The 26,493-nt window shown below is 29.0% G+C and carries 24 protein-coding genes and 1 tRNA gene; 18 read left to right on the forward strand and 7 right to left on the reverse strand.

From position 1 onward, the window contains the following. Positions 1-23: 23 nt before the first annotated feature. Positions 24-803 (reverse strand): enoyl-CoA hydratase-related protein, encoded by a 780-nt coding sequence (locus MKD34_RS03765; protein WP_023051633.1) that lies wholly within the window; start codon positions 801-803, stop codon positions 24-26. Positions 804-1,101: 298 nt separating this feature from the next. Between MKD34_RS03765 and MKD34_RS03770 the strand changes: the two genes are divergently transcribed. The 10 genes from MKD34_RS03770 to MKD34_RS03815 are packed head-to-tail and all read left to right on the forward strand — an operon-like array spanning position 1,102 to position 11,764. After that, the gene (locus MKD34_RS03770) at positions 1,102-2,598 is read left to right on the forward strand and encodes a Na+/H+ antiporter NhaC family protein (protein ID WP_023051632.1); all 1,497 of its coding nucleotides are present in this window, start codon (positions 1,102-1,104) and stop codon (positions 2,596-2,598) included. A gap of 30 nt (positions 2,599-2,628) precedes the next feature. Continuing rightward, a complete protein-coding gene (gene kal / locus MKD34_RS03775) occupies positions 2,629-3,015 on the forward strand; it encodes a 3-aminobutyryl-CoA ammonia lyase (protein WP_023051631.1) in 387 nt (128 codons plus the stop codon). 3 nt (positions 3,016-3,018) lie between these two features. After that, positions 3,019-3,837 (forward strand): 3-keto-5-aminohexanoate cleavage enzyme, encoded by an 819-nt coding sequence (kce, locus tag MKD34_RS03780; protein ID WP_240219801.1) that lies wholly within the window; start codon positions 3,019-3,021, stop codon positions 3,835-3,837. A 10-nt stretch (positions 3,838-3,847) separates the two neighbouring features. Then, complete coding sequence (kdd, locus tag MKD34_RS03785) at positions 3,848-4,882, forward strand: L-erythro-3,5-diaminohexanoate dehydrogenase (protein WP_240219803.1); 1,035 nt, start codon at positions 3,848-3,850, stop codon at positions 4,880-4,882. A gap of 60 nt (positions 4,883-4,942) precedes the next feature. Beyond that, complete coding sequence (kamA, locus tag MKD34_RS03790) at positions 4,943-6,184, forward strand: lysine 2,3-aminomutase (RefSeq protein ID WP_240219805.1); 1,242 nt, start codon at positions 4,943-4,945, stop codon at positions 6,182-6,184. A gap of 28 nt (positions 6,185-6,212) precedes the next feature. After that, positions 6,213-7,235 (forward strand): lysine 5,6-aminomutase reactivase subunit KamB, encoded by a 1,023-nt coding sequence (gene kamB, locus MKD34_RS03795; RefSeq protein WP_240219807.1) that lies wholly within the window; start codon positions 6,213-6,215, stop codon positions 7,233-7,235. Further along, complete coding sequence (gene kamC / locus MKD34_RS03800) at positions 7,225-8,559, forward strand: lysine 5,6-aminomutase reactivase ATPase KamC (protein WP_240219809.1); 1,335 nt, start codon at positions 7,225-7,227, stop codon at positions 8,557-8,559. Before kamB ends, kamC begins: the two co-directional genes overlap by 11 nt. Positions 8,560-8,570: 11 nt before the next feature. Next, complete coding sequence (gene kamD / locus MKD34_RS03805; protein ID WP_240219811.1) at positions 8,571-10,130, forward strand: lysine 5,6-aminomutase subunit alpha; 1,560 nt, start codon at positions 8,571-8,573, stop codon at positions 10,128-10,130. Then, positions 10,130-10,918, forward strand: coding sequence for a lysine 5,6-aminomutase subunit beta (kamE, locus tag MKD34_RS03810; protein ID WP_023051624.1), 789 nt, complete (start codon positions 10,130-10,132; stop codon positions 10,916-10,918). Before kamD ends, kamE begins: the two co-directional genes overlap by 1 nt. 51 nt (positions 10,919-10,969) lie before the next feature. After that, on the forward strand, positions 10,970-11,764 hold the full coding sequence (locus tag MKD34_RS03815; protein ID WP_240219813.1) for a PhzF family phenazine biosynthesis protein: 795 nt from the start codon (positions 10,970-10,972) through the stop codon (positions 11,762-11,764). 7 nt (positions 11,765-11,771) lie between these two features. On the opposite strand, the gene MKD34_RS03820 is transcribed toward MKD34_RS03815, so the two are convergent. The 5 genes from MKD34_RS03820 to MKD34_RS03840 all read right to left on the reverse strand — a co-directional run bounded on the left by MKD34_RS03820 (position 11,772) and on the right by MKD34_RS03840 (position 14,798). Then, entirely contained in the window at positions 11,772-12,365 is a 594-nt protein-coding gene (locus tag MKD34_RS03820; protein ID WP_240219815.1) for an amino acid ABC transporter ATP-binding protein, read from the reverse strand. Then, positions 12,365-12,991 carry an amino acid ABC transporter permease gene (locus MKD34_RS03825; RefSeq protein WP_240219817.1) on the reverse strand — a complete coding sequence of 209 codons (627 nt, stop codon included), beginning with the start codon at positions 12,989-12,991 and terminating at the stop codon, positions 12,365-12,367. Before MKD34_RS03825 ends, MKD34_RS03820 begins: the two co-directional genes overlap by 1 nt. Positions 12,992-13,017: 26 nt before the next feature. Continuing rightward, complete coding sequence (locus MKD34_RS03830) at positions 13,018-13,779, reverse strand: amino acid ABC transporter substrate-binding protein (RefSeq protein WP_240219818.1); 762 nt, start codon at positions 13,777-13,779, stop codon at positions 13,018-13,020. Between the two features lie 306 nt (positions 13,780-14,085). Continuing rightward, positions 14,086-14,532: a hypothetical protein gene (locus MKD34_RS03835; protein ID WP_240219819.1), complete on the reverse strand. Its 447-nt coding sequence runs from the start codon at positions 14,530-14,532 to the stop codon at positions 14,086-14,088. A 14-nt stretch (positions 14,533-14,546) separates the two neighbouring features. Further along, complete coding sequence (locus tag MKD34_RS03840) at positions 14,547-14,798, reverse strand: glycine zipper 2TM domain-containing protein (protein WP_240219821.1); 252 nt, start codon at positions 14,796-14,798, stop codon at positions 14,547-14,549. 140 nt (positions 14,799-14,938) lie between these two features. On the opposite strand from MKD34_RS03840, the gene MKD34_RS03845 reads away from it, so the two are divergent. The 6 genes from MKD34_RS03845 to MKD34_RS03870 all read left to right on the forward strand — a co-directional run bounded on the left by MKD34_RS03845 (position 14,939) and on the right by MKD34_RS03870 (position 22,044). Next, positions 14,939-15,025: transfer RNA gene (locus MKD34_RS03845), tRNA-Leu, on the forward strand. Positions 15,026-15,122: 97 nt separating this feature from the next. Then, positions 15,123-16,520, forward strand: coding sequence for a BglG family transcription antiterminator (locus MKD34_RS03850; RefSeq protein ID WP_240219823.1), 1,398 nt, complete (start codon positions 15,123-15,125; stop codon positions 16,518-16,520). 148 nt (positions 16,521-16,668) lie between these two features. Further along, positions 16,669-17,361, forward strand: coding sequence for a TIGR00266 family protein (locus MKD34_RS03855; protein ID WP_240219825.1), 693 nt, complete (start codon positions 16,669-16,671; stop codon positions 17,359-17,361). A 115-nt stretch (positions 17,362-17,476) separates the two neighbouring features. Next, a complete protein-coding gene (locus MKD34_RS03860; protein WP_240219827.1) occupies positions 17,477-18,799 on the forward strand; it encodes an MATE family efflux transporter in 1,323 nt (440 codons plus the stop codon). Next, entirely contained in the window at positions 18,796-21,123 is a 2,328-nt protein-coding gene (gene gshAB / locus MKD34_RS03865; protein ID WP_240219835.1) for a bifunctional glutamate--cysteine ligase GshA/glutathione synthetase GshB, read from the forward strand. Before MKD34_RS03860 ends, gshAB begins: the two co-directional genes overlap by 4 nt. Before the next feature lie 21 nt (positions 21,124-21,144). Next, a complete protein-coding gene (locus tag MKD34_RS03870; protein ID WP_240219838.1) occupies positions 21,145-22,044 on the forward strand; it encodes a L,D-transpeptidase in 900 nt (299 codons plus the stop codon). A 93-nt stretch (positions 22,045-22,137) separates the two neighbouring features. On the opposite strand, the gene MKD34_RS03875 is transcribed toward MKD34_RS03870, so the two are convergent. Further along, positions 22,138-23,655 carry a Na/Pi cotransporter family protein gene (locus tag MKD34_RS03875; protein WP_240219839.1) on the reverse strand — a complete coding sequence of 506 codons (1,518 nt, stop codon included), beginning with the start codon at positions 23,653-23,655 and terminating at the stop codon, positions 22,138-22,140. A 395-nt stretch (positions 23,656-24,050) separates the two neighbouring features. Between MKD34_RS03875 and MKD34_RS03880 the strand changes: the two genes are divergently transcribed. Together MKD34_RS03880 and MKD34_RS03885 are read left to right on the forward strand one after the other, a co-directional pair. Then, positions 24,051-24,794, forward strand: a complete 744-nt coding sequence (locus MKD34_RS03880; RefSeq protein WP_240219840.1) for a hypothetical protein — start codon at positions 24,051-24,053, stop codon at positions 24,792-24,794. 9 nt (positions 24,795-24,803) lie between these two features. Next, positions 24,804-26,486 carry a cation:proton antiporter domain-containing protein gene (locus MKD34_RS03885; RefSeq protein WP_240219841.1) on the forward strand — a complete coding sequence of 561 codons (1,683 nt, stop codon included), beginning with the start codon at positions 24,804-24,806 and terminating at the stop codon, positions 26,484-26,486. Positions 26,487-26,493: the final 7 nt, after the last annotated feature.

The following is a 26,493-nucleotide window of genomic DNA, read 5'->3' on the forward strand; positions in this document are numbered from 1 at the left end:
CCTCCTTATAACTTTTGTATAGTTTATTTGTTAATAAAGTTTGCTTTTCTTTTTTCTAAAAATGCAGACATACCCTCTTTTTGATCCTCTGTTGAGAAACAAAGTCCAAATAAGCTGCTTTCAATGAACATTGACGTAGTTTCATCCACTTGAATTCCTTTATTTATAGCTTCTTTTGAATACTGAACTGCCAATTTAGCATTAGAACTAATTTTATTTGCCATATTTAGTGCATATTCCATAAGTTTATCATGCTCAATAACTTGATTAACTAAACCGATAGATTTAGCTTCTTGAGCATCAATAATATTACCTGTATATATAAGCTCTTTAGCTTTAGCTAGACCAACTAATCGAGGAAGTCTTTGAGTTCCACCTGAACCTGGAGTAATACCAAGTGTAACCTCAGGTTGCCCAAGTTTTGCTTTATCAGAAGCAATTCTAATATCACAAGACATAGCAAGTTCGCATCCACCACCAAGAGCAAATCCATTAATAACAGCAATAACAACTTTATTGATATTTTCCACTGCATTAAAAGCATTTGTACCTAAAATACCGAATTCTTTAGCCTCTTTTGTACTTAAATCTTTCATAAAAGAGATGTCAGCTCCTGCCACAAAAGAACGCCCCTCACCTGTTAGTAAAATAACATCAATCTCATCATTTTTTTCTAACTGAGAAAAGCACTGGTGAATCTCTTTGTAAGTTTCTTCGTTTAAAGCATTTAAAGATTCAGGTCTGTTAATTTTAACTATACAGATTTTTCCATGAATTTCAGTTAAAAGATTTTTAAATACCATTTTTTCCTCCTTGTTACACAAATTGTAGTTAAAAAATACTTAACGAGACCCTTATTACCTCATAAAAGTTAAATTTGTCAAATTTTTTTATTTTAAAAAAATTTTTTAATGACCAGAAGTGTCTGCAATAGGAAGTTTTAGTACTAAAACAAAACTTAGTAAAAGAAAAAAGTTTTAAATTACTATTGACTTAGAAAAAAACGTGAGGTATATATAGCTACTGACAAAACTAAAGTAAGCACTCACTTACATCCTACTTGAAAAATTTATGAGAAATTAAACATTCTAGGAGGAAAATATGGGAACGGTAACGGCGATAATAAAGCTTAGTCCAGTTTTAGTTTTGGCAGGACTAATGATGAGTGGGTATGATGCATTATTAGCAGCACCTTTAGCAACAGTATATGCAGCACTTGTAGCATCACTTGTGGCAAAGAAAAAAATAAGTGATATTATAGATGCTTGTATAAAAAATGCAAGAGAGATGCAAATAGCCTTTTTTATCCTAATGATGGCATATGCAATGGCAGAAGCTTTTATGTCAACAGGAGTTGGAGCTTCTATAATTAACATAGCTTTAGGGTTTGGATTAACAGCTAGAACTGTTGCAGTAGTTGGAGTTATAGTAACATCGATTCTATCAATTGCTACAGGAACAAGTTGGGGAACGTTTGCAGCATGTGCACCAATATTCTTATGGCTAAACCATATAGTTCAAGGAAATATGTTCTTAACTTTAGCAGCAATAGCTGGCGGAGCATGTTTTGGAGATAACATTGGTCTTATATCAGATACAACAATAGTAAGTTCTGGAATTCAAAGAGTTGAAGTTGTAAAAAGAATAAGACATCAAGGGGTTTGGTCAGGTTTAGTACTTGTGTGTGCAGTAATAACTTTCTATGTAGTGAGTGTTGCTATGGGATTACCAACAGAGGTTGGAAGTCCAGTTGAGGCTATAAATCAAATACCTGAATCAGCATGGGCCGCTCTAGCAGAAAAAAGAGAGAGTGCAGTAGCATTGCTTAATCAAGTTAAAAGTGGAGTACCTTATTATATGGTTATTCCTCTAATTCTAGTTTTAGTTTCAGCATTTAAAGGAGTAAATACACTATTATGTTTATTCCTTGGAATTTTTGCATCTTTTGTATGTGGAACTTTTGCTGGAACTGTTGAAAGTCCATCAGCGTTTTTAGATCTAATCTACACAGGATTTGAAGGAGCAGGATCTTGGGTTATCGTAATGATGATGTGGGTTGCAGCATTTGGTGGAATAATGAAAATTATGGATGCCTTCAGACCGGTATCGATTCTTATTAAAAGGATTTCTGGAAATGTTAGACAACTTATGTTTTACAATGGTGTTTTATCAGTATTAGGAAACGCTGCTTTAGCAGATGAAATGGCACAAATTGTGACTATAGGACCAATTATAAAAGAACTTGTTGAAAAAAATGTAAAAGGAAGTCCACAAGATATTGAGACTTTAAGACTTAGAAACGCAACATTTAGTGATGCATTAGGAGTTTTTGGATCTCAACTAATTCCATGGCACGTTTACATAGGGTTCTACTTAGGAATTGCAAATGCAGTGTATCCTTTAGCATCATTTACAGCAATGAGTATTATAAAGTTTAACTTTATGGCTTACATAGCTGTTGGAAGTATTTTAATACTTACTTTAACAGGGCTTGATAGATTTATTCCAAGATTTGCGTTACCATCAGAGCCAAATGTGCAGTTAGCAGGAGAAAACGAAGAGGTAGAAGTAGCAGCAGAAACAGAAGAGTTAGCATAATAAAAAACATGTGAAGGAGAGATAGGAGTTATGACAAAATCAATGATAAGATTAAGAATGAGTTCAGCAGATGCTCATTATGGTGGAAATTTAGTAGACGGAGCAAGAATTTTACAGTTATTTGGAGACGTAGCAACAGAGCTACTTATAAAGCATGATGGGGATGAAGGTTTATTCAAGGCTTATAGTGAGGTAGAGTTCATGGCTCCTGTATATGCTGGAGATTATTTAGAGGTTGTAGGAGAGATTACAAAAGTTGGGAATACTTCAAGAGCTATGAGTTTTGAAGCTAGAAAAGTAATTATTCCAAGAGCTGATATTTGTGATTCAGCAGCAGATTTTTTAGAAGAACCTATTGTAGTGTGTAAAGCAGTTGGTACTTGTGTTGTTCCAAAAGCTGTTCAGAGAAAGGGGTAGACTATGGAAAAGTTGATAATAACAGCAGCAATTTGTGGTGCTGAAGTAACAAAAGAACACAATCCAGCTGTACCGTATACAGTAGAAGAGATTGCTAGAGAAGCTTACAGTGCATATAAAGCGGGAGCGAGTGTTATCCATCTTCATGTTAGAGAGGACGATGGAACTCCAACTCAAAGAAAAGAAAGATATGATGAGTGCATAAAAGCTATAAAAGAGAGATGTCCAGATGTAATAGTTCAACCTTCTACAGGGGGGTCAGTGGGGATGACCTCAGCTGAAAGATTGGAGCCAGTTGATTTAAAACCAGAGATGGCAACATTAGATTGTGGAACATTAAACTTTGGTGGCGACGAAATTTTTGTGAACACTGAGAATATGATTAAAGAGTTTGGAAAAAAGATGATAGATTTGGGTGTTAAGCCAGAGGTTGAAGTTTTTGATAAATCAATGATAGACATGGCAATTAGATTGTGCAAAAAAGGATTTATTAAAGAGCCGATTCACTTTAGTTTTGTAATGGGAGTAAATGGTGGAATTTCTGGAGATTTAAGAGATTTCATATTTTTAAAAGAGAGCATACCTTGTGGATCTACATATTCAGTTGCTGGAATTGGAAGATTTGAATTCACTCTTGCGGCGGCTTCTATAATATCAGGAGGTCACGTAAGAGTTGGATTTGAAGACAATGTATATATTGAAAAAGGTGTATTAGCAAAAAGTAATGGTGAATTAGTTGAAAAAGTTGTAAGACTTGCAAAGGAGTTTGGAAGAGAGATTGCAAATCCAACTGAGGCAAGAAAAATATTAGGTTTAAATTAAGGAGGATATTATGAAAAAGGGATGCAAATTTGGAACACACAGAGTAATAGAGCCTGTTGGATCATTACCACAAGGAGCATTAAAAATATCTAATGATATGGAGATTATGTCAAATGAAGTATTAATTAATGTACAAACTCTAAATATTGATTCAGCTAGTTTTACACAAATTAAAGAAGCATGTAATAAAGATGAGAAAAAAATGGCAGAGATGATTGAAAGTATCGTAGCAGAGAGAGGAAAAATGCAAAATCCTGTTACAGGGTCAGGAGGAATGTTAATTGGAACTATTGAAAAAATAGGACCAGATTTCCCGGATAAAAACTTAAAGGTTGGAGATAAAATAGCAACTTTAGTTTCTCTTTCGTTAACGCCTTTAAAAATAGAGAAGATTAAAAAGATTAATATTTCAAATGATCAAGTAGACGTAGATGCAAAAGCAATTTTATTTGAAAGTGGAATATATGCTGTTTTACCAAATGATGTTCCTGAAAAATTAGCACTTGCAGCACTAGATGTAGCTGGAGCACCTGCTCAAGTTGAAAAGTTAGTTAAAGAGGGAGATACAGTTTGTATAATTGGTGGAGGAGGAAAATCAGGAATCCTTTGCTGTTATCAAGCTATGAAAAATGTAGGGAAAACTGGAAAAGTTATAGTATTTGAATATTCAGAAGCAAATGCTCAAAGAATTAGAGACTTAGGACTTGCTCATGCTGTATTAGTAGGAGACGCAACAAAGCCAGTAGAAATCTATAATAAAATAAATGAAATCACAAATGGGGAGTTATGTGATGTTGTAATAAATAACGTAAATGTTCCTGGAACAGAGATGTCATCAATATTAATAACAAAAGATGATGGAGTAGTTTACTTCTTCTCAATGGCCACATCATTTACAAAAGCTGCTTTAGGAGCAGAGGGTGTAGGTAAAGATGTAACTATGATAGTTGGAAATGGATATACAAAAGGACATGCTAATTTAACTTTAGAAATTATAAGAGAATCAAAATCAATTAGAGAGTTGTTTGAAAAGCTATACGTTTAATTAAAAAATTTATTAAAAAATAAAAAAGGTTTCGATAGAAAATTTTGGAGGAGTTTATCAATGATGAATTTGAGAGAAAGATTTAACGTAACAGATGAGCAGTGGAATGACTGGAGATGGCAAGTTAGAAATAGAATAGAGACTTTAGAGCAACTTGAAAGTTTAATGACATTAACAGAGCAAGAGAAAGAGGGGATTAAAAAGTCTTTAGAAACTATTAGAATGGGAATTACTCCATACTATTTAAGTATAATGGATCCTAATGATCCTAAGTGCCCAGTTAGAATGCAAGCAGTACCATCTATAAATGAGCTACATAAATCAGCGGCAGATCAATTGGATCCACTTCATGAAGATGGGGACTCACCTGTTCCAGGATTAACTCATAGATATCCAGATAGAGTATTACTTTTAGTAACTGATATGTGTTCGATGTATTGTAGACACTGCACAAGAAGAAGATTTGCAGGGCAAACAGACCATGCTTTACCAATGGAAAGAATTGAAAAAGCTATTGAATATATAAGAAATACACCTCAAGTAAGAGATGTACTACTTTCTGGAGGAGATCCATTACTTTTATCTGATGAGAACTTAGAGCATATCATTAGTAAATTAAGAGAGATTCCTCACGTTGAAATTGTAAGAATTGGATCAAGAACTCCAGTTGTTATGCCTCAAAGAATAACTCCAGAACTTTGTAACATGTTAAAAAAATACCACCCAATCTGGTTAAATACTCACTTTAATCACTCTAAAGAGATAACTCCAGAAGCAATTAAAGCTTGTAATATGCTAGCAGATGCAGGAGTTCCTTTAGGAAATCAATCAGTTTTATTAAAAGGAGTAAACGATTGTGTGCATATAATGAAAGATTTAGTTCACAACTTAGTTAAAATGAGAGTTAGACCATACTACATCTATCAATGTGACTTATCAATGGGAATTGAGCACTTTAGAACACCTGTATCTAAGGGTATTGAAATCATTGAAGGATTAAGAGGTCATACATCAGGATATGCAGTGCCTACATTTGTTGTAGATGCTCCAGGTGGAGGTGGAAAAACTCCAGTTATGCCAAACTACATAATCTCTCAATCTCCAGATAAAGTTGTTCTTAGAAACTTTGAGGGAGTAATCACAACATATACTCAACCTACAAACTATGAGAATACTTGTGAATGTGATGTTTGTAAAGGTGAAACAAAGAAAAAACAAGTTGGAGTTGCAGGACTTATGAGTGGATGTGAAGAGACTTTAGAGCCAAGACAACTTGATAGAAAACAAAGAAACGCTCATTAATATATAGAAAGCTTGAAAGGAGAGAATCATGCCCTTTATAAAAGATATAAAAAATTATAAAAGCATAGCAACTATTGGATTAGAAAAAAATGTTGGTAAGACAGAAACTATGAATTATATCTTAAAAAGATTGAAGGATGAAGGGGTTACAACAGCCGTTACCTCAATAGGAATAGATGGAGAAACAGTTGACATAGTGACAGATACATCAAAACCTGAAATAACAATCTATGAAGGGATGATTTTTGTAACTAGTGAAAAACACTATATAAAAAAGAGATTTCAAGCTGAAATTTTAGATGTTAGTGAAAAATCCACTGCTCTAGGGCGTCTTGTAACAGCAAGAGCCCTAGGAGAGGGAAAAGTTTTACTATCTGGACCATCTAATGGAACTTGGGTAAAAGATATTATAGAGGAAGTTCTAGAAAAAGGTGTAGACAGTGTATTAGTAGATGGGGCCCTATCACGTTTAAGTGTGGGGTCTCCTATTATTACAGAGGGAATAGTTCTATCAACAGGAGCGGCAGTTTCTATTAATAGTAAAGAGGTTATAAAAAAAACAAAGCATGTTATAAATCTTTTAAAATTAGATAGTTTAGAGAGGGAAAGAAAAGAGAAAATAATAGATTTAGAGGATGGAATTTATAAAATTATATGGGAAAAAGATATTATAAATAAACTACCAATTAAATCAATACTAAATTTTTCACAGTTGGAAGAAAATATATTTCAAGAGAATTGTTCTCTTTATATAACAGGAGTTTTAACAGAAAGATTTATAGAGAGCTTAACAAAGCAGAGTTTTTTAAAAAACATAGAGATAGTTGTAAAAGATTTTACCAAAGTATTTGTATCTGGAGAGATACTAAGTAGATTTATAAGAAAAGGTGGGAAATTAAAGGTATTATTAAAAACAAAACTAGTAGCAATAACAGTTAATCCAGTGGCTCCAACAGGGCAGATATTAGATTCAAAGGAGCTCATAAAAGCTATAGAGGAGTTTACAGAGGTACCTGTTGTTAATCTAAGGGAGGAAGGTTATGAACTTTGAAAAAATAGGATTTGATTATATAATTGACACCTTAGATATAGTTAGTAGATTGGGAAAAAGAACATTAAAAAGTGTTGAGTTTTCAAAAGATATTTTGAAATTGGAAAAAGAGTTTGAAAATTTACAAAGTGTAATAACTCTTTTAGAAAATAATCCCAAGATTTATACTACACTAAAGAGAAAATTATCAGCATTAAAAGATATTGAGAGTATTATAAATAGATTGTCTAATGGATATATATTAGATGATGTTGAACTTTTTGAAATTAAAATTTTTTCCATGATCTCCCAAGAGATATATGAAATTTTGAGTGAAAATTATAAATTTTTAGCTCCTCAAAATTTGGAAAAAGTAATTGATATATTGGATCCAGATAAACTTAGAATAGCAAGTTTTCATATATATAGTTCCTACTCCATAGAATTATCTGAAGTTAGAAAAGCAATAAAAGAAACTAAAGATGAGACATTATATGAAACTGAGATGCAGTTGGAAGATGATGTAAGAAAGGTTATTAGTAGGAAATTATCAAACTATAATCAAGTTTTAAAAAGTTCTATAAAAAGATTAGGATATTTAGATTTAATTTTAGCAAAAGCACACCAAGCTCAGAAATTAAATTTAGTGAAACCTATATTTACAAATAAAACTGAGATTAAAGGTGTTTTCAATCCAAAGGTTTTAAAAATATTAGAGGATAAAGACAAGACATACCAAAAGGTTGATATAACATTGCACAATGGCGTGACAGTTATAACTGGAGCAAATATGTCTGGAAAAACTCTTACATTGAAAACTTTAGGATTGGTACAAAATATGGCACAAATGGGATTTTATATTCCAGCAATAGAGGGAAAAATACAACTTGTTGATGAGATATGCTTATCAATTGGAGATACTCAATCTTTAGAAGAGGGACTATCATCTTTTGCAGCAGAGATGTTAGAGATAGATAGAATAGTTAAAAAGATAAAAAAAGGTGTAAGGCCTCTTGTCTTAATAGATGAATTAGCAAGAACGACTAATCCACAAGAAGGTAGAGCTCTTTTAAAAAGTGTAATAACGATTCTTAATAATTATTTTATAGAGTCTGTAATAACAACTCATTATGATCAAGTTGGAGAAGATGTTGTAAAGCTAAGAGTTAAAGGGATTAAAAAAACAGAAATAGAAGAGGATGTAAACTGTAAAAATATTGAAGATTATATAGATTACTCTCTAATTGAAGTAGATGATGATAGTGTTCCAGAAGAAGCATTGACAATAGGAAAACTATTAAAAATAGATGAAGATATTATAAATAACGCATATAAGTATTTATAAGGAGGACGTTAATGTTTAAAAGTAAGTTAGGTTTAGATTTTAATAAGGTAGATAAAGCTAGAGGACTAGCTAAAGATATAGCAGTAGATGTGCAAAAATTTGTAGACTCATATACAACTGTTGCAGTTGAAAGAACAATTTGTAGATTGTTAGAGATAGATGGAGTAGATTGTGACGAGGTACCATTACCAAACATTGTGGTAGATCATTTAAAAGATAAGGGTGTTTTATCAGAAGGGGTAATGTATTTTATAGGAAACGCTATGCTAGAAACAGGAATGTCTCCTCAAGAGATAGCTGAAAAAGTAAGTTCTGGAGAGTTGGATCTAACTAAGATTAAACAACATAGTAAAGATGAGGTTCAAAAAGCAGTAGAACCTGTTGTAAACAAAGTTGTAGAAAGAATCAAATCAAATAGAGAGCAAAGAGATAAGTATTTAACAACTATTGGAGAGGGACCAAAACCTTATCTATATGTAATAGTTGCAACAGGAAACATATATGAGGACGTTATACAAGCTCAAGCTGCAGCAAGACAAGGAGCAGATATAATAGCTGTTATTAGAACTACAGGACAAAGTTTATTAGACTATGTTCCTTATGGAGCCACAACAGAAGGGTTTGGAGGAACTTTTGCGACTCAAGAAAACTTTAGAATTATGAGAAAAGCTTTAGACGAAGTTGGAGAAGAGGTAGGAAGATATATAAGACTTTGTAACTATTGTTCAGGTCTTTGTATGCCAGAGATTGCAGCTATGGGAGCTTTAGAAAGACTTGATGTAATGTTAAATGACGCATTATATGGAATTTTGTTTAGAGATATAAATATGCAAAGAACATTAGTTGACCAGTTCTTCTCAAGAGTAATAAATGGATTTGCAGGAGTTATAATAAATACAGGAGAGGACAACTACTTAACAACAGCTGATGCAGTGGAAAATGCTCATACAGTTTTAGCATCAGATTTAATAAATGAGCAATTAGCATTTATGGCAGGTCTTCCTGAAGAGCAGATGGGATTAGGACATGCATTTGAAATGGATCCAGAGTTAGAAAATGGATTCTTACTAGAATTAGCACAAGCACAAATGACTAGAGAGATCTTCCCTAAGGCACCATTAAAATATATGCCACCTACAAAGTTTATGACAGGAAATATATTTAAAGGGCACATTCAAGATGCACTATTTAATCAAGTTGCAATAATGACAGGACAAGGACTTCAACTGTTAGGAATGATGACAGAGGCTATTCATACACCATTTATGTCAGATAGATATTTATCAATAGAAAATGCAAGATATATATTTAACAATATGAGAGATTTTGGATCTGAAATTGAGTTTAAAGCAGATGGAATAATTCAAAAAAGAGCTCAGCTTGTTTTAGATGAATCAGTGGAGCTACTTGAGAAAATGGTTGAAGATGGACTATTTAATTCACTAGAAAAGGGAACTTTTGCAGATATAAAAAGAAGTAGAACAGGTGGAAAAGGATTAGCTGGAGTTGTAGAAAAGGGTTCTAGCTATATGAATCTGTTTATTCCAAAAATGTTAGGAGGGGTTAAGTAATGAGTGGTGGATTATATTCAATGGAAGAAAGAACATTTGATACAACACTAGATTTAAAAGCAGTTAAACCATATGGAGATACAATGAACGATGGAAAAACTCAACTTTCATTTACTTTACCAGTTCCAGCAGGAGCAGAGGGAGTTGAAGCAGCTAAACAACTTATGAAGAAAATGGGATTTGAAAATCCACAAGTTTCATACTTTAAAGAGTTAACAGATGGATTTACATTTTTTAACTGTTATGGAAACTGTACTCATACAGTTGATTATGAGTCTATCTATGTTCCAAAAGTAGAATCAACAACTTGGTCAATGGAGGAAACTGATAAGTTTGTAAAAGAAAATATTGGAAGAAAAATAGTTGTATTAGGTGCAAGTACAGGAACAGATGCGCATACTGTTGGAATAGATGCTGTAATGAACATGAAAGGTTATGCAGGACACTATGGATTAGAAAGATATGAAATGATAGAGGCTTTAAATATGGGGAGTCAGGTTTTAAATGAGGACTTTATAGCTAAAGCTATTGAAATAGGTGCTGATGTGCTTTTAGTTTCTCAAACAGTTACTCAAAAGGATGTTCATATTAAAAACTTAATTGAGCTTATTGAAATGTTAGAGGCAGAGGGATTAAGAGATAAGATGTTGGTAATTTGTGGTGGAGCTAGAATCACTCATGAGTTAGCTAAAGAGTTGGGATATGATGCTGGATTTGGAACTGGAACATATGCAGATGATGTAGCTTCATACGCTGTTCAAGAGTTAGCAAAAAGACTGAATAAATAAAAAGAATTGGGTGTACTTATGTATACCCTTTTATTTTTAAAAAGGAGAGTTATGGAGTTTGTAGTTAATGTTTTTACACATAATGGAAAAGGTGGGAATAAAGCTGGAGTAGTAATGTTAAAAGAGGATATTTCAAAAGAGGAGTGTCAAAAAAAAGCTAAAGATTTGGGATTTTCAGAGACAGTTTTTGTAAAAAAAATATCTGAAAAAATATTTGAATTAAAATTTTATACTCCTCAGTGTGAAATAGAGTTTTGTGGTCATGCTTCTTTAGGAGCTTTTTATATTTTGAAAAAAACTGGCATTATTGGAGAGGGGGAGTATATAGAAAGGTTGGATTTTAAGGATTTAAAAGTTAGAGTAGAAGAAAGAGAGATATTTTTAGAACAAGATAGTATAAAAATAGAGAAGATATCAGAAATAGAGAAAATATTGAACTCCATAGGAGTAAAAAAAGAGGAGTTACATGAAAATTTAGAAATAGTTATTGGATATAGTGGATTAAGAGATATATTGATTCCAGTTAAAAATAGAAAGGTATTAAATAATTTAAAGATTGTTTTAGAAAAAATAAAGTATATATCAAAAGATTATAATGCAGTGGGATATCACGTATATACTATTGAAAACAATAGAGTTTATTGTAGAAATTTTGCACCACTTTATGGAATAGATGAGGAAGCAGCAACTGGAAGTTCAAATGGAGCACTTTTTGGATATTTAAATACAATTGAAAGATATAAAAGTGATTATTTGGAGTTTTTTCAAGGAGAAAACTATGGAGCTTGTTCTAAAATAACAGGTAGAGTTATTGATGGTAAGATATATGTAGGGAGCGAGTTTTAAGCAAAGCTTAAAACTCAATTATTCTAGTTGAGATTTTATTAACAAAATCCATTTCATGACTAACAATAACCATAGTCATATCTTTATTATCTTTTAACTCTTCAATAACTTTTAAAACTTCTGCAGTCATAAAAGGGTCTAAAGCTGAAGTAGGTTCATCAAAAAGTAAAACTTCAGGGTCTTTTGCTAGAGCACGAGCAATAGCGACTCTTTGTTTTTGTCCACCAGAAAGATATTTGGGATAAGTATTTTCCTTATCAGATAATCCAACTCTTTCTAGAAGTTTTTTAGCTTTTTCAATGGCAGTAGCTTTTTCAATTTTATCAACTAATATAAGAGGTTCAGTAATATTTTCTAATACTGTTTTATTTGGAAAAAGGTTAAAATTTTGAAAAACCATACCCATTCTTTTTCGATTGCATATAATTTCACCAGAACCAAACTCTTCAAGGCCAATTAGACATCTCAAAAATGTTGATTTTCCTTTTCCAGAAGGTCCAATAATTGAGACAATCTCTCCTTTTTTTATTTCTAGAGTTAAATTATTAAAAACATTGTTCTCTCCAAAAGATTTATTTAAATTTTTAACTTGAATAGCCATTATATAGTCACCTTCTTCTCGATATTTTTTAAAATTAAAATGATAACAGTTGATAATCCTAAGTAGATTCCAGCACATATAATAAATGGCGTAATTGTAAACTCTCTTGTAACAATCTCTTTTGAATTTCTTAGTATTTCAGCCATTCCAATAGCAGAAACTAAAGAGGTATCTTTAATAAGAGCAATAGCTTCATTTGAAAGAGCTGGTAAAGCTGTAATTAAGCTCTGTGGAAGAATTATTTTAAACATAGTTTGCCAATAACTATAACCTAAAACTTGAGCAGCTTCAAATTGCCCAGAATCAACTCCTAAAATACTTCCTCTAAAAATTTCAGATATATATGCAGCATAATTAATTGTAAAAGTTATAAGTGCTGCATGAAAAGGTTCTAAAACAACTCCAAAAACAGGTAAACCATAATAAACGAAGAAAAGTTGTAATAAAAGAGGTGTTCCTCTAAATATCCATGTGTATATTTGAATTCCAACATTTAATATTTTATTTTTTGAAACTCTTCCAAGAGAAAGTAAAATTCCTAAAGGTAAAGATAAAATCAAAGTAAAGAAGTAAAGTTTTAAAGTTAGAGTTAATCCTTGTAGTATATAAAATAAATTGTTTTCCATAAATAATCCTTCCTTAAAATAAAGTTTTAGTTATTACCAAACCATTTTTGGTAAATTTTATTAAATGAACCGTCAGCTTTCATATTAGCTAAAGTTTCATCTATTTTATTTTTTAGTGATAAATCTTGCTTTCTCATACCAATTCCCATTTGTTGTTTATCTAAAATTTCATTTAAAACAACAAAGTCACCTTTTTTAGCAACATAGTATTTACCGACAACAGCATCAATAACAACAGCATCAGTTCTACCTGCTTCTAAATCTAAAAGAGCTTCAACATTTGTAGAGTATTTATTAACTTTACCAGTTGTTTTAGATAAAGGCGAATTTTCAAAGGCAAAGTATGAAGCACTACCTAATTGGACACCAATATTTTTCCCTTTTAAATCTTCAAAAGATTTTATATTAGGATTTCTAACAATAACAATTTGATCATCATCAAAATAAGGTGTAGAAAAAGCTATTTGCTGCTCTCTTTGAGGAGTTATAGTAAGACCATTCCAAATTAAATCAATCTTTTTACTTCTTAAATCAAATATTATTCCATCCCATTCGCATGGTTTAAAGATAGCTTTAACTCCCATTCTATTAGCAACTTCATTAGCTAAATCAATATCAAAGCCAATGATATTTCCTTTTTCATCTCTAAATCCCATAGGAGCAAAAGTATCGTCAAGACCAATAACCATCTCTCCTTTTTCTTGAAGATTTTTTAAAGCATTATCCTTAGCAAAAGATATTGAAAATATAGTGAAAGTCAATAATAAAAGTTTAAATATTTTTTTCATAAAATTCCTCCTTAATAGATTATTAAAAACAAAAAAGCCACCTAGAACGTATCTAGATGGCTTTAAAAGAAGAGATATTTTTCTTTTTCGTTGTCATCATAGATACAGACTCAAGTTTGCAATACAACAAGAGTCTGTATCTATGAAAAATTCACAGGAACAAACTCTAATATCTATGATGATGATGTAATGAGTTTAAAACAACGAACAATTGCGACATATCTTCCTCCTAAATTTTTTTTGTTTTATGTTTTATAATAATACTGCTAAATTTTTAATATGTCAAGAAAAAATAAAAAAATATTTTTATTTTTTAGTAGGTTTTAAAGTTTCTTGTAAAGTTTTTACAGAGAATTCAACCTCTTTTGGTGCTCCACCAGTATTTAACATAATATTTTGTTTATAATTTGCAGAAAGAACAAAAGCGTAATTTTTTATAGTTGGATTAGTAAAAACTAATATACCATTTCCAAAGTCACACTCTTGAGGAACTAGTTTAAATCCTTTTTCTTCTAATAAGTTTATAGAGTTAGCTATAGCATCATTTAACTTAGCATAATTTTTATAATCTGTAACTTCAACATGAGAATCCCCTTTTTTAAAACTGAATCCCTCATCTTTTTTCACATACTCTAATTTATAACCATCTTTTTCCATTTTTTCTTTTAGCTTAGGAAAGTTGTAATTGTCACTACTAGCTAGTATACTTGCAGAAAGAGTAAGAGAGAATAAAAATAATAATATTTTTTTCATTGAAAACCTCCTAATTAATAATAGTATCTGTTTCTATAATAGTTTTTTTGTCTTTCATTTCCAATAGCAGCTCCAGCAAGAGCACCTACTCCAGCACCAATCAAAGTACCAGCAGTATTTCTACCAATAAGTTGACCAGCTATTGCACCAACAGCAGCTCCACCAAGTGCATCTCTTCTAACCATTGGAGTGTTATAAAAACCATTATTTGCACATCCAACTAAAGCAGAGACTAAAACTGATAAAAAAATAAATCTCTTAAGCATATAAGATACCTCCTTAAAATTATTAAAAAAATTTGGATACTAAACTTTAAATTATTTACGGATAAAGATAAAGTATTCCTTTAAAAAAATAGAAAAGTTATTGACAAAGCTCTCTAATTGGTATAAAATAACAACGAAAGGCCTGAGTGACGGAATTGGTAGACGTAGCGGACTCAAAATCCGCCGGTGTTTGCACCTTGGGGGTTCGAGTCCCCCCTCAGGCACCAATAAGTTTTTAATCATATATATTTTATTAAAATTATACTAAAAAGTATTATTTAAATAGAATATATATGATTTTTTTTTTAGTAATAGGGGGATAAAATGAATGATACTAATATTAGAATATTAATGCTTTTATTACAAGATAGTTTTATATTGGAAGAACTCTCAATGTATTTAGATTTAGAGAAGAGTTCTATAAGTAAATCAATAAAGCAGATAAATAATTTTTTAGAAGAGAAAAACTACCCAAAAATAAAATTAAATGAGGATAGATATATTATTTTTTTATCAAAACAACAACAAGAGGAGTTATTTAATAAAAAAATATTAATGACTTCAGATGAAATACATGATTATTTGTATGTAAAATTTGTTCATAATAGATTTATAAATTTAGAAGAGGAGAGAGATAAACTTGCTTTATCAAGAAGTACTATTTTTAGAATTTTTACAAAAGTAAAAGATAGTTTAAATAAAAATGGATCAAAGTATATATATGTTCATGGGAAAGGAATGGAACTATATTATATTTCTCCTACAGATTTACATATTTTTTTTAAAACTTTAGTTAAATATTTTTTTAAAATTGACTTTTCTTTAAATAGAGTCAATCTTTTAGATGAAGTTTTAAAAAATTATAATATAACAGAATTGACTATTAATTTAGGAAAAGTTTTTAAAGAGAATAAAATTTCTTTTAGTAGTTTTTTAATTGCATTTTTATCTGCTTTAAATATCTGTGTTAAAGTATTTGAAAATATTGATTTAAAGTTAGATGAAGATTATCGTAAATATGATAATCTTAGAAATAGTTTAAATAATCATTTGAAAGAATTTGATTTAAAATATAAAGAACAAGTTTTTTATTTTTTAGCGAATAATTTAAGTAGTGCGGTACCATTCGAGCCAGAAATTTTATCCAAGGCCAAAAAAATTTTACCAAGTATAAAAGAAATATTTAATTTAGAATATATAGAAGATAATTATAAAAAAATGTTATTAAAAAAACTATGTTATTCTATTTTTAAATATGAAGGAAAAATATTAAAAGTTAAAAAATTTGATTTAAAAAATATTGATTTGATATTTTTAAATATTTTTAATGATATTTTAAAGAAAGAAAATATGGAAATATATTTTAGTGATAAAGTTAAGATGATTCAAATATTGAAAAGAATCATTTTAGATAAAAATAAAATGAACTCTAGTAAAATTTTATTATTATTTAATGAAGTAAATATAATAGATGATACTTTTTTAAGAAATGAATTGAAAAGATATTTTATTAATTGTGAGTTTACAATAGAACCATCATTTTTTTATAAAATAAATAGAGAAATTTATAATAATAAGTTTGACTTAATATTGAGTGATGAAGCGAGTTTAAAAAATAATACAAATATTATAAATATTTTAGATTTAAATGACATTATTGAAAAAATTAATAATTATATTTTAGAAAATCATTTAAAAAGGAGAAAAGCCTCTATGAATTAGAGGCTTTTTTAGGGATTAATTATTTTTATCTTTTAACACTTATAAACTTTAGACTATTAAAATAGTTAAAAAAGTTTTAAAATTATAATAAATTTATTATAATTTTAAATTTAGTGTAGTTTTATAAAAATATTACGAGGTGAGAAAATTGAAAATAGTTCAAACATCATCAACAAGTGCATCTCTTGTTGAATTTCAGTTAGAAAAGGGAGAAAGTATTCGAATTGAACCAGGTTGTATGGTTTATAAAGATGGATGTATAAATTTAGAGGGGAAAGTTAATGGTGGTTTTTTTGCAGCTATAGGGAAAGCATTTTTAGGAGGAGAAAGCTTTTTTACATCTGTAGCTACAGCTAAATCTTCGGGAAGAGTTGCAGTTGCTCCAAAAGGATTTGGAAATATAAAAGTTTTAAATGTATCTTCAGGAAATCAATGGTATATTAATGATGGAGCATTTTTAGCATGTAATACTTCAGTTGATTATACATCGACAAGACAAAAAAGACTTTTAAACTCTATTTTAGGAGGAACAGGTGGATTTTTTATTTTAAAATCTAAAGGGGAAGGTGAACTTTTAGTCAATGGATTTGGAGATTTAATTGAGATAGAGTTAGATGGTTCACAACCTTTTCAAATAGACAATGGTCATGTAGTTTGTTGGCAAGAAACACTAGATTATAGATTAGAAATAGCAAGTGGTTTATTTGGATTTAAATCAGGAGAGGGATTATTAAATACATTTAAGGGGAGAGGAAAAGTAATTATTCAAACGAGAAACATTCAATCTTTCGTGGATATTTTAGTTGATTATATACCATTTCCAAAGCAGGATAAGAACTAGATAGTTAGTAAAGATGTGAGAGATCACATCTTTTTTTATCTAATTAATTTGACAAAATATATGAAAAGTGTTAAAGTCATATTAGAAAAAACTAATATACTTTGAAGGAGATTTTATGAAAAAAGTAGATTTAACAACAGGAGACATAAAAAAAATACTACTCTCATTAGCTTTTCCAATAATGGGATCATCATTTTTACAGATGATATATGGATTAGTAGATATGTTTTGGGTGGGTAAAATAGGTAGTAATGCTGTAGCAGCAGTTGGAACTGCAAGTTTTTTTATAAATTTAGGATATGCAATTAACTCAATGATTGTAATAGGAGCAGGAATAAAAGTTTCTCATGTAATAGGGGCGAAGGATATTGAAAGTACTAAAGAGTATATAAAAGCATCATGTACCTTAAATTTTTTAATGGCAATATTATTTATTCTTCCGATTGTAATTTTTTCTAAAAATTTAGTAAAATTTTTTAATTTAGAAAATGAAGTTGAAAAAATGGCTCAAATATATCTAATTATTGGTGGAGTTGGATTGATTTTCAAGTTTTTTAATTTCTTATATACAAGAATTTTAAATAGTTATGGTGAAAGTAAGTTACCTTTTAAAATAAGTAGTGTGGGAGTTATTTTAAATATAATTTTAGATCCTATATTTATTTTTGTGTTCGATTGGGGAGTAGCTGGTGCTGCAATAGCTACAGTTTTAGCTGAGGGAATAAATACATATTTATTTGTAAAAAAATCAAAAGATTATTTTAGACTTGAAAGTTATATATCAAAAAGTTGGAATAAAATGAAAGAGATGATGATTTTAGGAACTCCAATTGCTATTCAAAGAGTTTTATTTACAGGATTTGGAATAGCTATAGCAAAAATAATATCTCAGTGGGGACCAGATGCTATTGCGGCTCAAAAAATTGGTTTACAAATAGAGTCTATAACTTTTATGACTATAGCTGGTCTACAAGGTGCTATTTCAAGTTTTATAGGTCAAAATTATGGTGCACGTCTAGACGATAGAATAAAATCTGGATATAAGACAGCTATGTATCTTTGTACAGGAATTGGAGTGATAACTACTGGAATATTTATATTTTTTCCTGGATATTTAGTTAAAATATTTGTAGAAAAACCTGAAACAGTAGAGATTTCTATAAATTATATGAGAATAATAGGATTATCTCAATTATTTATGTGTTATGAGATAGTAACAAATGGAGCTTTCAGTGGAATTGGGAAACCAAAAGTACCATCAATAATAAGTATAATATTTACATCGTTAAGAATACCAGCTGCTTTGATTTTATCAAGAGAAGAGTATTTTGGATTAAATGGAGTATGGATAAGTATAGCGTTATCGAGTGTAGTGAAAGGAATTTTATCACCATTGATTTTTAAAAAATACTTAAATGAAGGAGTTGATAAAAAATGAATACAATAGAAAAAATTATTAAAGAAAATTCTTTAGGGGCAGATATAAAAAAGGGAAGATTTGGAATTGAAAAAGAAAGTGTGAGGGTAAATGAAAACGGAGAGCTAGCTACAACACCTCATCCAGAGATTTTTGGAGAAAAAACAGAAAATCCTTATATAACAGTTGATTTTTCTGAAAGTCAAATTGAAATGATTACTCCTACAGTAAATAGTGTAGAAAAAGCTTATGATTTTTTAAGAAATATTCATGAGATAGTTGCAACAAATTTAAAAGATGAATATTTATGGTCTCAAAGTGTACCTCCAATATTACCATCTGAGGAGTTAATTCCACTTGGAAAGTTTCCTCAAAATAAAGAGTTAGAGAGATATAGAGAAAAGTTAGCATTAAAATATGGTAGAAAAAAACAACTTTTATCAGGAATACATTTTAATTTTTCTTTTGACGATGAATTTTTAAAGGAGCTATATGAGTTATCTAAGGAGAAAATATCATTTAAAGAGTTTAAAAATAATATTTATTTAAAAATATCTAGAAATTACTTTAAATATGGTTGGATGATTATATATCTATTAGGTGCAAGCCCTGTTATTCATGAGACATACCTTCAAAAATGTATAGACAAAATGAAAAAATTTACTGATGATACATACTATTTTGAAAATTTAGTTTCTTTTAGAAATGGTAGCTGTGGTTATAGAAATGAAAAAGATTTTTTTGTAAATTATGAAAATGTAGATAAATATGTTGAAAGCTTGGAGAAGTTAATAGAAAAAGAGAGTATTTCAAGTGCAAAAGAGTACTATAGTCCAATTAGATTAAAAACAAAAAACCCTAAAGAGATATTAAAAGAGTTAAAAAATAGTGGAATTGAGTATTTAGAGTTTAGATCAATAGATTTAAATCCATTTTCAGAGATAGGAATAGAGAAAGTAGATTTAGAATTTTTACATCTATTTATATTATTTTTATTCTTAAAAGATGATGAGCCTTTTGAGGAGAAAGATTATTTTAGATATTTAAAAAATCAAGAGATACTTGCAAATAGAGGAAATTCAGATGAATTTAGATTAATTTGCTGTGAGGATAAAAGTGTTTCACCTAAAGAATACTCTATGGTTATTTTAGAAGAGATAGAAAGACATTTAAAAAATATAGGAGTATTTACAAGTAAAGATGAGAGTACTTTACAATACCAAAAGAATAAAGTTTTATCTAATACTTTATATTCAGATTTAGTTTTAAAAGGAGTAAGAACAAAAGGATTTGTAAAATTTCATATAGATAAAGCTAAAAAGTTTTTACTTGAGATGAAAAAAACTCCATATACTCTTAAAGGATTTGAAGATTTGGAATTATCTACTCAGATACTATTAAAAGCAGCTATAAAAAATGGAGTTAAATTTGAAATTTTAGATAGAGATGAAAATTTTGTATATTTAGAAAAAAATGGGAAAGTAGAATATGTGAAACAAGCTACTAAGACATCTTTAGATTCATATGTGACTATGCTTATTATGGAGAACAAAGTTGTAACTAAAAAAGTTTTGGAAAAAGAGAATATTATAGTTCCTCAAGGAAAAGATTATTTTAATATTGAAGAAGCTAAAAGTGACTATAGAAAATATGGAGCTGGAACAGTTATAAAACCTAAATCTACAAATTTTGGACTTGGTATTACAATATTTAAAGAGGAGTTTTCAAAAGAGGATTATGAAAAAGCATTGGAAATAGCTTTTAAAGAGGATAATGCAATTCTTATAGAGAAATTTGTAAAAGGAAAAGAGTATAGAATTTTTGTTATAGGAGATGAAGTAGTTGGTATTTTACACAGAGTTCCTGCCAATGTAAGAGGAGATGGAGAGAGAAGCATAAAAGAGCTCGTAGAAGAAAAAAATTTAGATCCGTTGAGAGGTATTGGGTATAAAACTCCTTTAGAGAAGATAAAATTAGAGGATCCAGAAAAACTATTTTTAAAAGGACAGGGATTAACGATGGAATATATTCCTAAAAAGGATGAAGTTGTATACCTAAGAGAAAATTCAAATATAAGTACAGGTGGGGATAGCTTAGACTACACAGATGATATTTTAGATACGTATAAAGAGATTGCTATAAAGGCTTCTAAAGCCGTGGGGGCTAGAATATGTGGTGTAGATATGATGATAGAGGATATAAAAAATCCAAATCCAAAGGAAAATTACGCTATAATAGAGTTAAATTTTAATCCAGCAATACATATCCACTGCTATCCATATAAGGGTAAAAATAGAAATTTAGGAGAAAAGATATTAAAAGCATTGGGATATATTGAAGAATAACTATCTAGAAGGAGAGGTATTATGAAAAAAATAATCATCGGTCTTTTTACTTTATTTAGTTTAACTTTTTCAAATGAAGTTATTTTAAAAAAAGAGTTAACTTATAATAAATACACTTTAGAAAATTTTTATAAATATAAAAATACATCTAGAGAGTTTCAATGGGAAAAAATTGAGAATAAAATATCAGCCATAGAGAGATTTAAAAGTAAATATCCTAAAATAGGAACTTTAAGAAATTTTAAAAATTCAAATGGTAATCCAGCTCAATTAGAAAGTTTTTTAACATCTCCAGAAAGAGATAAATATGGTGTTAGAAGATATCAAGGTATACCACTATATCAATCGTTAGATAAAAAACCATTAAGATATGGATGGGATGGATCTTTAGTGGGGATTATAGAAGAAAAGGATGGTTTTGTAAAAATAAAAATAAAGGGTATAGATGGAGAGTGGTGGACACCAAAGAGGTATGTAAAACAGATATTAAATGAACCTACAGATAAATTAATATTTATAGATAGGAGAAATCAAAATATAGTTACTTTACAGAACAATAATGATGTTTGGTTAATTAGAAGTATGAATCCAGCTACTACAGGGTTAGATAAGTTACCTCATAACTATCCAACACCTTTAGGAACTTTTGTTGTTCAAGATAAAAAACCTAGAATGAATTATTTAAAACTAGGAAGTTCATCTGAAATTGCTGGATTTGCACCATATGCAACTAGATTTTCAGGTGGAGGATATATTCATGGAATACCAGTAGAGCTACCTAGAACAGAGATTATTGAATACTCTCCAACTTTAGGGTCAACACCTAGATCTAGAATGTGTGTTAGGAACGCTTCATCTCATGCTAAATATGTTTACGAGTGGGTTAAACCCCTTAGAACTATTATTGTTATCATTGAATAATTCATAATTTAAATGTGAGATAAGAAAGTTATTAAATAAAAAGAGCTTTAAAGTTGACTAAACTCTAAAGCTCTTTTTTATAAATTGATATCTTTAATTTCTTATATATAATTTTACTAAATCTCTAAAGTGAATTATTACTCGCTTATATAGTGTTAATATTTTTAAATTTTCTAAACTTGTCTCTTTCTCTTGAAAAGCTACTATCTCTTTTTCTAAAAACGTTATATTTTCTAAAGTATCATCTAATCCATTAGTTTTCTTATCCTCATAAGATTCTCTAATATCATTAAAGATAATATTTAAGATTTTATAAAAATTTGTAATTTCTTTTTTTTGATTCTCTTTTGATAAAGTTTTCTTTATTTTTAGTAAATATTTAGCAATGGTTTTCAATTCAGATAAAATTTTAATATACCGATATATTTTAAAACTATCTATATTTTTTTCTAAAGTACCTGATTTTAAAATAAAATATTCTGTAATCTCTTTATCTATTAGCACTATTTTTTTATAGCTTTCATTCTCTTCATTTTTTGAAAAAATATCTTCAATAATCTTCATAACTTTTACTATCTCTTTGTTAAAGATGTTTATCATTGTATTTGATGTTATCTCTAAAAATGTATTTAATTCTGTCTCTGAAATGGATACTTTATCAATCTTACCTTTATAAATATTAGAAAATACTCTTTCTATCGTTCCAAAAAAAGGTAAAAATATAACAGTATTTATTACATTTACAAAAGTATTTGCCACTGCTGTTTTTATTGCTATTCCACTAGATACTGTTAAAGTCTCTATAATTTTTACATATACAGGAAATATCAAAATAAAGAATATCGCCAAAATAAATTTTATAAAAAAACAAAGCATAGCTGTTCTTTTAGCTTCATAATTACTATTTAAAGCTGATATAATTGGTGTTATTGTTGTTCCTATATTGGCTCCTAACACTAAAGCTAATATTGTTTCTAAGTTTATTAGCCCTTGAAGACCTAGTGCTAAAATAATCCCCACTGCTGCAGATGATGATTGAATTATCGCTGTTACAACTGCTCCTATGGCAACAACTTTTATTATATTAAAATATGTGTCAGCTTTGAAAAGTGTAAAAAGAGCTATAAAGTTAGGATCATTTCTCAGTGGGTTTATAGAGTTACTCATATATTGAAGACCTAAAAGTAGCAACCCAAATCCAAAGATAAACTTTCCTTTTGATTTCTTTACTTCTTTATTTGAGAAAAAATAAATTATACTACCCACAGATATTAGAGGTATTGAAAAAGCTGTTATTTTAATGCTAAATATCCATCCTGTTACTGTAGTTCCTATATTCGTTCCTAAAATTAATCCTATTGAATCTCTTAAATTTAAAATTCCTGAATTTACCAAGTTAACAATTAAAACTGATACAACTGAAGAGGACTGAACTATACCTGTTACAATAGCTCCTGTAGCAATAGCCTTATATTTATTTTCAGTTAATCTTTTTAAATATTCTTTTATATTTTCTCCAAAAACTTTTTGACTTTCCTTTGACACTAATTCTAGTGCATATAAAAATATCCCTAAACTTCCTATGAAATCAATTAAAATAGCCCAAATCATACGCACCTCTTCTTCTATAATAAACTAATTGCCATAACAATCATTCCACTAATCAACCCATAAATAGACAAATGATGCTCTCCATTTTTTTCTCCAGCACCACTAATAAGAGCTTCTTGAGCTTTAGGAAAAATCTCTATAAATGAAACCTAAATCATAACACCAGCAGAAAATCCTAGTGTTAAAAGAAAGGAAAATAAAATATTATCCAAATAAAATCCTCCTCCAAAACTTATTTTATAGTAAGTATCTAGTTAAAAGTTTTTCTTGATATAGTTTTTCAAATAAAAAATAAAAATCCTTGTAAATAAATCTAAATAAAAAAAGATTATTATCTATTCTAAAGTAATAAATAAAATAAGTATACTTTTAAAATGTATAGCAGGGAGGGTAAAATGAAAAAAGCGATGGTTATTTTTAAAAATACAAATGATTTAAACTATCTAATAGAAAGTTGTAAATTTTTAAAAGAAAATTATGGTTATGTTATAAAACCAGTATATATGGTAAATCCTGCAATTATTGATTTAAGTAAAGATAATTTAAAAGATATAGTTAATAAAGTTGAGGATAAATTTTTTAAAAATTTAAACATAAAATTAAGAGAGGAAAATTTAACAGGTGAGTATATATCTTTAATAGATGAAAATAGTAATTCAGTAAAAGAGTTGTTAAAAACTACTGATATTATCCTAATCAGTGAAGAACCTGGACTAAATAACTTTATATTAGAAATTTTAAAGAAGCTATATAAACCAATGATTATTTTAAAGGGAAAGAAGTTAAGCTTTGATAATATTGTGTTAACAAGTGATAATGGAGTAAAGATAAATAAAAGTTTTCATGATTTTTATTTAAATTTTTATAAAGAGGATATAAAAAAAATAGATGTGTTAACATGGAATTATACTGAATTAGATCACAGTTTAATTGAGCTAATAGAGAGTAAAAATATAAAAGTTGAACTTTATAAGTATTTTCCAAAAGAGAATAGTTTAAATGAATTTATTGAAAAAATAGATGGGGAAGATTTATTGATAATGGGAAATTTAAGTAAAAGATTTTTTCTAGAAAAAGTTATGAATAAATTAGGAGTCCAAATTTTAGAGAGAGTAAAGACTAATATATTTATAAGTTAGGAGGAAAATATGATAGGAATTGATGAGACTAATATATTTTATCTACTACTTCAGTTATCAATAATCTTTATATTAACAAATTTTGTAAATAGTTTTTTAAAAAAAATTAATCAGCCAACTATAACGGGGGATTTATTGGTAGGTATTATTTTAGGACCCACTATATTAGGGTCATTTTTTCCTAAAATATATAACTTTATATTTCCCCGAAATCTTGTTCAAGTAGCTATGTTAGATACATTAGGATGGTTTGGACTATTTTTAGTTCTTTTATCAACTGGAATAGAGGTAGATTTTTCAAGTATTTGGAAACAAAGGAAAAATGCTCTAGTTATTTCAACTTTAGATATAATAGTACCTATAATATTTTCAATGGCTTTCATATATTTTTTACCAAGTAGGTATTTTGAATTTAGTGATAATAAGTTTATAACCTCATTTTTTATCTCAGTTATTATGACTATAAGTGCTTTGCCCATAGCTATTAGAGCTTTAAGAGAAGTTGGAATAATGAAAAGTGATTTGGGATTTTTAATAATATCAGCACTAACAATTAACGATATTATAGGTTGGATTATATTTACTCTTTTACTTTCTCTTTTTTCAATGAAATTTTTTGATTGGGAGATAGCTATAAAAATAACTCTATACACAGGTGTATTTACATTTTTAGCTTTAAATGTAGGGAAAAAAGTTGTAAATTGGCTTTTTTCAAAAGTTGTAAATCAAGATAGTGATGGAGTTCAAGGAGTATTAGCTGTTTTAATATCAACTGGAGTTGTTTTTGGACTGATAACTTTAGAGATTGGAATTCATACACTTTTTGGTTTTTTTATAGCTGGAATTGTAGCTGGAGATTCACCAATTTTTACAAAAAGTGCTAGAAATACTGTACATAATTTTGTCTACTCTATATTTGCATCTCTGTTCTTTGTAAATATAGGACTTAAGATTAATTTTTTTGAAAGTTTTAATCTGTTTTTAGCTCTCTTTATAACATTTGTAGGTATTATAGGAAGGTATTTAGGAGCATGGATTGGCTCAACTTTATCGAAGAATATAAAGTATAGAAATATAATTTCAATAGCTCATACTCCTGGAGGAGAGATGCATATAGTTGTAAGTTTGATAGCTTTAAGCTTTGGGTTATTAAATAAAGAACTTTTTGTAGCCATAGTTTTTGCAGCAATTTTATCATCTATAATTAATGGTCCTTGGCTAGCAGTTGCATCTAAGCGTTTTAATTATTTAGAGAGTTTCGAAGTATTAGTGTATCCAGGTATAAAGTTAGAAGCTCAATATAAAGAGCAAGTAATTAGTAAACTCTTAGATTTATTGAAATTAGAATATAGAGAAGTTAATATTTTAGAAAATGTTTTAGATAGAGAGGATATTGTTTGTTCTGGATTACAGAATAGTATAGCTATTCCCAAAGGAAATATGGAGGATGAAACTAAAACTAAAATAATATATGCACGTTTGGAAAATCCTATAAACTGGAACTCATTAGATGGAAAATTAACTAAAAATATATTTTTAATATTAACTTCAAGGGAGGAAGAGGAAAATCAAATTAAAGTTGTAAAAAAAATTACAAATTTTTCTAAAAAATGTGATGAAATAAAAGAGTTAGATGAGTTATCTACAGAGAAAAACATTGAGGATTATATAACAAAAATATTATCAGATTAAAAAAAGA

Source organism: Cetobacterium somerae (genome assembly GCF_022430525.1).
Classification (GTDB): Bacteria; Fusobacteriota; Fusobacteriia; order Fusobacteriales; family Fusobacteriaceae; genus Cetobacterium_A.